Below are 6,550 nucleotides of genomic sequence, written 5' to 3'. Positions count from 1 at the left end.
AGGTACTGGAATAATAATGAATCCTCCTGTATTTATTGTTTTAAGCACTGCATAGCTCTTAACTGAACCGTATTGCATTATATTGGGCTTTTTTCAGGCTTTAGGTAGATTTTTTGCAGAAAGCTGGTTATTTATTCTGCAAAGCCCTGGAAAATTTATGCAAGGGGTTTTGAGTTTCGGCTCTAAATCTGTAAGTAATGTCGGTGAAGTGGCTGTAAACTCCTTGGTTTCAAAAAATCCCGAATACAAAAATAATTCAGGTTTACAACAATTGAGGGGAGTTGAATCAAACAGTTTGGAGTCTCAAGAACGACTTGCTAATATTTTGACAAGGTTGGAGGCAATTCGACAAGAGCAGAATCAGCTTTTACAAGAAGCGTCGGCGATTTTAGGCAACAAATTTAAGGCAGAGTGAGAAGATGTGGCCCGATCGCAAATCGTGGTAAATTTAAGACATCCAGGCTTTCCATCAAAGCCAGATCCATGCAGGCTTGTAGTCGATCGCTCAATACGCCATGCCCGATTCCGAATTTTCCGATGATCTAAAATGGACGCCAGAAGCCAAGGCGAAGCTGAAAAATATTCCCTATTTTGTCCGGGGACAAGCTCGCGTCCGCATCGAGCAGTTGGCCCGCGAAGCCGAAACCGAAGTCGTCACCGTTGACTTAGTTGAGCAAGCTCGCATCGAGTTTGGGCAATAAGGGCTCGAAAGGTACCCTAAAGCTTTACACTATAATTTGCCTGATTTTGATGTTCACAGAGCTACTGAGTCACCCGTGCGGAAAATAGTTATTGCTGGCAACTGGAAAATGTACAAAACTAGGGCAGAATCCCTAGAGTTTCTTCAAGGATTCATGTCCTGCCTGACGGAAACCCCAGAGGAACGGGAAGTCGTGCTTTGCGTTCCCTTCACTTCCTTGGCTGTCCTGTCGAAAAATTTGCACGGCAGCCGGATCAGACTCGGTGCTCAGAACGTCCACTGGCAAGAGTCTGGAGCTTTTACTGGGGAAATTTCCGGGCCAATGCTCAGTGAACTTGGTGTCCGTTATGTCATTATCGGCCACAGCGAGCGACGCCAATATTTTGGGGAAACTGACGAAACGGTGAATTTGCGGCTGAAAGCTGCTCAGAAATACGATTTAATTCCGATTCTGTGCGTTGGGGAAACCAAGCAGCAGCGAGATGCAGGCGAAACGGAAGCTCACATTTTTTCTCAGTTGGCAAAAGATTTGGTTGATGTTGACCAAAATAAGTTAGTCATTGCTTACGAGCCTATTTGGGCGATCGGCACTGGCGATACTTGCGAAACGAAGGAAGCTAACCGAGTTATTGGTTTGATTCGCAGTAAATTGACTAATCCTGACGTGCCAATTCAGTACGGCGGCTCTGTTAAACCGGAGAATATTGATGAAGTTATGGCGATGCCTGAGATTGACGGGGTTCTCGTAGGCGGGGCGAGTTTGGAAGCTGCTAGCTTCGATCGAATTGTCAATTATCAGTAATTGCTAATTGGTAATTGCTAATTGGTAATTGTTAATTGGTAATTGGAACAAGGGCGGCCGGAATTAAACAGCGATCGCCTACAATTGTGATGTGCCGTTCAGTGTTTCTCGGATCGGGAGAATTAACCTATGACTGCGATCGTTAAACCCAAACCAGCCTTAGACGAGTTCCTCAAACTTCCTGAAACTGAACCGGCCTCAGAATTTCTTGAGGGACAAATCATTCAGAAGCCCATGCCTCAAGGTTAACACAGCGTACTTCAAGGTGAACTCTGCAAGACTATCAATCAAGTAGCGAAAACTCGGAAAATTGCCAATGCTTTTCCCGAGTTACGCTGCACTTTTGGCGGCGCATCAATCGTGCCAGATGTAGCAGTATTCCGATGGGAAAGAATTCCTTTTTTGCCGTCGGGTAGAATTGCTAACCGCTTTGACATTAATCCCGACTGGTCGATAGAAATTCTCTCTCCAAACCAAAGCCAAACAAAAGTGCTGAGTAACTTACTCCACTGTTCGCGACACGGAACTGAGTTGGGATGGTTATTAGACCCAGAAGAAGAGAGTATTTTGGCAGTATTTCCAGGACAAAAAGTAGAACTGTATAAACGTGCAGCTCTGTTGCCAATCATTGATAAAATCGAATTAGAATTGACAGTTGACACTGTTTTTAGCTGGTTAAGTTTTGGTTGAACAGTCCTGAACGCATTAATAATCAAAGAAACCGGGTTTTTTACAGAATCTGTGGGTTGCAACGAAATATTGTCGTGAAAAACCCGGTTTCTGGCTACCCGTGCGTCCAGTCAAATCTCAAATCCCCCGATCGCCATGACAAATAACCCAGAAAAAATTATTATTAGAAATAAAGTTTTCGAGTGGGGAAAACGTACTTATTTAATGGGCGTTTTAAATGTTACCCCTGACAGTTTTAGCGACGGCGGAGATTTCTATACCATAGAATCTGCTTTGGCGCAAGCGGAAAACATGGTAAAATCGCGAGTTGATATTATTGATATTGGCGGTCAATCTACTCGGCCTGGTGCAGTGGAAATATCCTTAGCAGAGGAGATCGATCGCGTTATACCTGTAGTACAAATACTGCGACAAAAAACAGAGATTTTTGGCTCAGTTCCTATTTCGGTCGATACTACCAGAGCGCAGGTTGCGAAAGCTGCGGTTGAGGCGGGAGCTGATATAATTAATGATATTTCGGGAGCTACTTTTGATTCGGAAATGCTGTCAACCGTTGCTAAGTTAAAAGTGCCAATAATTTTGATGCACATTCGGGGAACTCCCCAGACGATGCAACAACTGACAGATTATCAGGATTTAATTGGAGAAATTAAGGAATTTTTCGAGAGTCAAATTGCTGCTGCAGTGGCTGCGGGGATTGACAAATCTCAAATAATTCTCGACCCTGGTATTGGCTTTGCCAAGACTTACAGTCAAAACTTAGAAATTCTGCGAGATTTGCGAAAATTCCGTGTTTTAAACTGTCCAATTTTAATCGGAGTATCGCGAAAAAGCTTCATCGGTCACATTTTGAATCAGCAAGAAGCGAAACAAAGAGTTTGGGGGACAGCGGCGGCTTGTACAGGTGCGATCGCAAATTCGGCAGATATCTTGCGCGTTCACGATGTCAGAGAAATGGGCGAGGTCTCTCAGGTAGCCGACGCTATCTTCAGGAATCAGTCTTGAGAAGTGTTAGTCTCGATAACTGTTATTTCCCTGCCCTCAGAAGGAGGCGTCACATCGGGCATAGAACCCATCAGCTCGCCCAGAGCTTCGCTCATGCTCCTCGGGTCCATAAACAGAATTTTGGCGTTGTCGCTTTCGCCCAATTTTTGTTGAGCGTCTAAGTATTTTTCGGTTACTAAGTAATTCAAAACTTGCTTGCTATTCGGATGAGAGTCTAAAGCTTCAACTAAGAGCCTCATGTACTCCTTAGTGCCGATCGCCTTATTGACCATTGCTTGCCACTCGCTCTTGGTGGCGCGCTCCAATTCCATAGCTTCTTGCACCCTTTTCGGAGGTGTTATGCTTTGAATTTCCACCCGAATTACTTTGACACCCCAAGTTTCGGTAGCTTCGTCCAACTTTTTGAGTAACTTTTTATTCATGTCATCTCGGGAACCCAAGATGTCTTGCATGGGCAATCGACCAATTTCAGCGCGAAACGTCGTTAAAACTAAGTTGGCGATCGCATTTTCAATTTGATCGATTCCATAATAAGCTTTCTGTAAATTCACAACCCGCCAATACACAACGGCATCGACTTCGAGAGCCACATTATCTCCCGTGATCGCTGACTGAGGTTTAATGTCTAAAACTCTTTCACGGCTTGTGTCCACGCAGACGACTTTTTCGACCAGGGGGCTGATAAAGTGGAATCCTGGCTTGAGGGTGCGCTTGTATTGACCCAAACGTTCCACTAAAGCTTCGTCGCCACCGCTGACTATTTTGACGCTTGAGTTAACAGCGTAGCCGAGGATGAGCGCAAAGAGCATGGTAAGAATAGACTGCCCCATTTCTATTTTCCTGCTAAGGTTGACTGAGAATCGATCGGAATTCTACTCTAATTTAACTCAAACTCGGCCACACAGTGCTAAAATATCTCGACTGTTAATAACTAACTATTTCATCGGGTGGGCCTCATCGGCTCCGACTCTTACGGCGCTAGTGAAACCCAGCATATCAACAACACGTTTCCACAAAAGACATGAAAAACGATCGAGAGTTTCGCTGGTTCAAACCTTTGAGGTGGATTGCCCCAAGCATTTTGGTGGGTGCAGGAATCTGCAGTGTCGCAGCGGCGCAACCGGCACAAGCTGAGCCAATCGCCCTGCAACTCTCGCAAAACTTGCAGTCGCAGAACTTGCAGCCACCGCGCCGAGGCCCTGCTGTTCGAGAAGTTCTGTCCTACGAGATGAAGGGAGACGAACTCAGGATTTGCAAGCAGGAAGGCAACTCCGAGAAAAAGTGCCAAGTTGTAGGTAAAGGCTACACGATGGGTTTGAGAACTGCCAACGACCTTTACGGTCAAGGAAATGCTGTCAATGCCGAAGCTTTGTACCGACAACTAATCGCTCGCTATCCCAAAGAAGCGGATGCTTATTACAAGTTGGGAAGTATGCTGTCGGGGCAAGGTAAAATGAGCGATGCGATCGTTCTATTCCAAAAAGCAATTGAAGTCAACCCGCAGCACGCCAAAGCTCACAACGATTTAGGCGTGGCGATGGCAAGTCAGGGGCAGTTGCCCGAGGCAATTGTTCAGTGGAGACAAGCCGTTAAAATTAACGATCGATATCCCGATGCTTTAAACAATTTAGGAGTCGGTTTGTACCAGCAAGGAGACAAGGAAAACCAAGCGGAGGCCGTAGCCAGCCTGACAAAAGCTAAGGAGTTATTTATCAAGCAAGGTAGAACTCAAGCAGCTAACAGAGTAGATAAAATTTTGGAGGAAATTAATTCGCAGTCGAGCGGTTCCTAAACTCAACCGCCGATCGCCCATTGAAAGAAAAAACATCTTTGGCGATCGGCGTTAATGGGCGTTTAGCGACGGTTAAACACCCCCAAAAACGAGAATCTAAAGCATTTCCTTCAAAACTTGTATAATTAAATCCCCATCCACCCGATCGCTCACAGCAGCCTCACCCAAGCGCACCGGCAGCACAAACCGCACCTTGCCATCCTGCACCTTCTTATCGAGTTGCAAAGTATGCAAAATTTCCTCAACATCCACACCCGCCGGCAATTTGGCAGGTAAACCCGCTTTTTCAATCAAAGCAGACTGGCGGCGATCGCACTCAGCATCCCACATTCCCAACTCCACAGCCAACCGGCTTGATGCAGCCATGCCGATGGCCACTCCTTCCCCGTGATTAATCACCTTGTAATTGGTCAAACTTTCCACAGCATGACCGATTGTGTGTCCGTAATTCAAAATCGCCCGCAAACCCGATTCCTTCTCGTCTTTGCTGACCACCTCAGCCTTAGCTTGGCAAGACCTACTCAAAATTTCAGCCAACAAATCCGCCTTCACATAGCGCATTTGATCCAAACGCTTGCAATTCTCCAACTTCCCAAAAAGTTCAGCATCCCAAATCACCCCGTACTTGATGACTTCCGCCATCGCCGAACGAAACTCCCTCGCCGGCAGAGTTTTGAGTACATCCGGGTCAATCAAAACCAAGCGCGGCTGGTGAAAAGCCCCGATTAAATTCTTCCCTAAAGGATGATTTACCCCCGTTTTGCCCCCAATAGAAGCATCAACCATCGCCAGCAGCGAAGTCGGAACTTGCACGACATTAATTCCCCGCAGCCAAGTCGCCGCAGCAAAACCTGTCATATCGCCCACCACCCCGCCGCCCAAAGCCACCATTGTCGAGGAACGTTCTAAACGGTTTGCTAAAGCCGCACCGTAAATCTTCTGCACCGAATTTAAAGTTTTGTACTGTTCTCCCGGTGGTAAAATGCAGCTACTGACTTCCAGACCGGCAGATTCGAGGGCTGCTGCTGCTCTTTCGCCGTACTGCCGAAAAATCGACTGATTCGACACCAGTAGCACTTTTTTGCCCAAACTTAGATCGCCCATCAGACTGCCGAGTTCGTCTAAACCGCCCGATCGCACGCAAACATTGTAAGATTGTGGCCCCAAGTCAACTTTAATTATGGATTGCATATTTATCTAATTTAGATATTAGATTTTAGATTATAGTTCTTATAGGTCTTTTTATTGATTGTTTTGGAGAAATTGCAATGACTCTTAGCGGAGCAATAACTTATTTTGGGATTTTTGGCGGCATGATCGGCTTGGCGACAGTGCTGATGTTTGGTCTGCGAGCTGTCAAACTCATCTAATTTGCTAATTTAGATGTCTGAACCAGAGGATTTAATCTCTGGCAAAAGTATCAGTTCGACAAAGTATTTGCGCTAACAATCTCTGATTAAATCTTTGGATTGACGGCGCAAATGCTTCGACTAATCTAACTTGAGGCTATAATTGATTAATTTGATATTTTCTCGAAAGTAATTTGGTTAATGCTTCAATC

General features: G+C 45.6%; 8 protein-coding genes and 1 pseudogene. 7 read left to right on the top strand and 2 right to left on the bottom strand.

The window, feature by feature from the left end; translation table 11 throughout:
- The first annotated feature begins 157 nt into the window (after nt 1–157).
- The 5 genes and pseudogenes from QUA57_RS24350 to folP all read left to right on the top strand — a co-directional run bounded on the left by QUA57_RS24350 (nt 158) and on the right by folP (nt 3,197).
- Nucleotides 158–415, top strand: coding sequence for a hypothetical protein (locus tag QUA57_RS24350; protein ID WP_333064118.1), 258 nt, complete (start codon nt 158–160; stop codon nt 413–415).
- Nucleotides 416–515: 100 nt separating this feature from the next.
- Nucleotides 516–701: a PCP reductase family protein gene (locus QUA57_RS24345; protein WP_006633749.1), complete on the top strand. Its 186-nt coding sequence runs from the start codon at nt 516–518 to the stop codon at nt 699–701.
- Nucleotides 702–776: 75 nt separating this feature from the next.
- Nucleotides 777–1,502 (top strand): triose-phosphate isomerase, encoded by a 726-nt coding sequence (gene tpiA / locus QUA57_RS24340; RefSeq protein ID WP_333064152.1) that lies wholly within the window; start codon nt 777–779, stop codon nt 1,500–1,502.
- A 129-nt stretch (nt 1,503–1,631) separates the two neighbouring features.
- A pseudogene (locus QUA57_RS24335) lies at nt 1,632–2,192 on the top strand (Uma2 family endonuclease).
- A gap of 135 nt (nt 2,193–2,327) precedes the next feature.
- Entirely contained in the window at nt 2,328–3,197 is an 870-nt protein-coding gene (folP, locus tag QUA57_RS24330) for a dihydropteroate synthase (RefSeq protein ID WP_333064119.1), read from the top strand.
- On the opposite strand, the gene QUA57_RS24325 is transcribed toward folP, so the two are convergent.
- Nucleotides 3,188–4,027 carry a stomatin-like protein gene (locus QUA57_RS24325; RefSeq protein WP_333039505.1) on the bottom strand — a complete coding sequence of 280 codons (840 nt, stop codon included), beginning with the start codon at nt 4,025–4,027 and terminating at the stop codon, nt 3,188–3,190. The two genes, folP and QUA57_RS24325, sit on opposite strands and share 10 nt — an antisense overlap.
- A 191-nt stretch (nt 4,028–4,218) precedes the next feature.
- Here QUA57_RS24325 and QUA57_RS24320 point away from each other — a divergent pair, with 191 nt between their 5' ends.
- Nucleotides 4,219–4,989, top strand: a complete 771-nt coding sequence (locus tag QUA57_RS24320) for a tetratricopeptide repeat protein (RefSeq protein WP_333064120.1) — start codon at nt 4,219–4,221, stop codon at nt 4,987–4,989.
- Nucleotides 4,990–5,085: 96 nt separating this feature from the next.
- On the opposite strand, the gene aroB is transcribed toward QUA57_RS24320, so the two are convergent.
- Complete coding sequence (gene aroB, locus QUA57_RS24315; RefSeq protein ID WP_333064122.1) at nt 5,086–6,180, bottom strand: 3-dehydroquinate synthase; 1,095 nt, start codon at nt 6,178–6,180, stop codon at nt 5,086–5,088.
- 77 nt (nt 6,181–6,257) lie between these two features.
- Here aroB and petL point away from each other — a divergent pair, with 77 nt between their 5' ends.
- Complete coding sequence (gene petL / locus QUA57_RS24310; protein WP_006633742.1) at nt 6,258–6,359, top strand: cytochrome b6-f complex subunit PetL; 102 nt, start codon at nt 6,258–6,260, stop codon at nt 6,357–6,359.
- Nucleotides 6,360–6,550: the final 191 nt, after the last annotated feature.

This window comes from Microcoleus sp. Pol7_B2, from assembly GCF_036701035.1.
GTDB lineage: Bacteria > Cyanobacteriota > Cyanobacteriia > Cyanobacteriales > Microcoleaceae > Microcoleus.
This window is presented reverse-complemented; position numbering and strand designations above follow the sequence as displayed.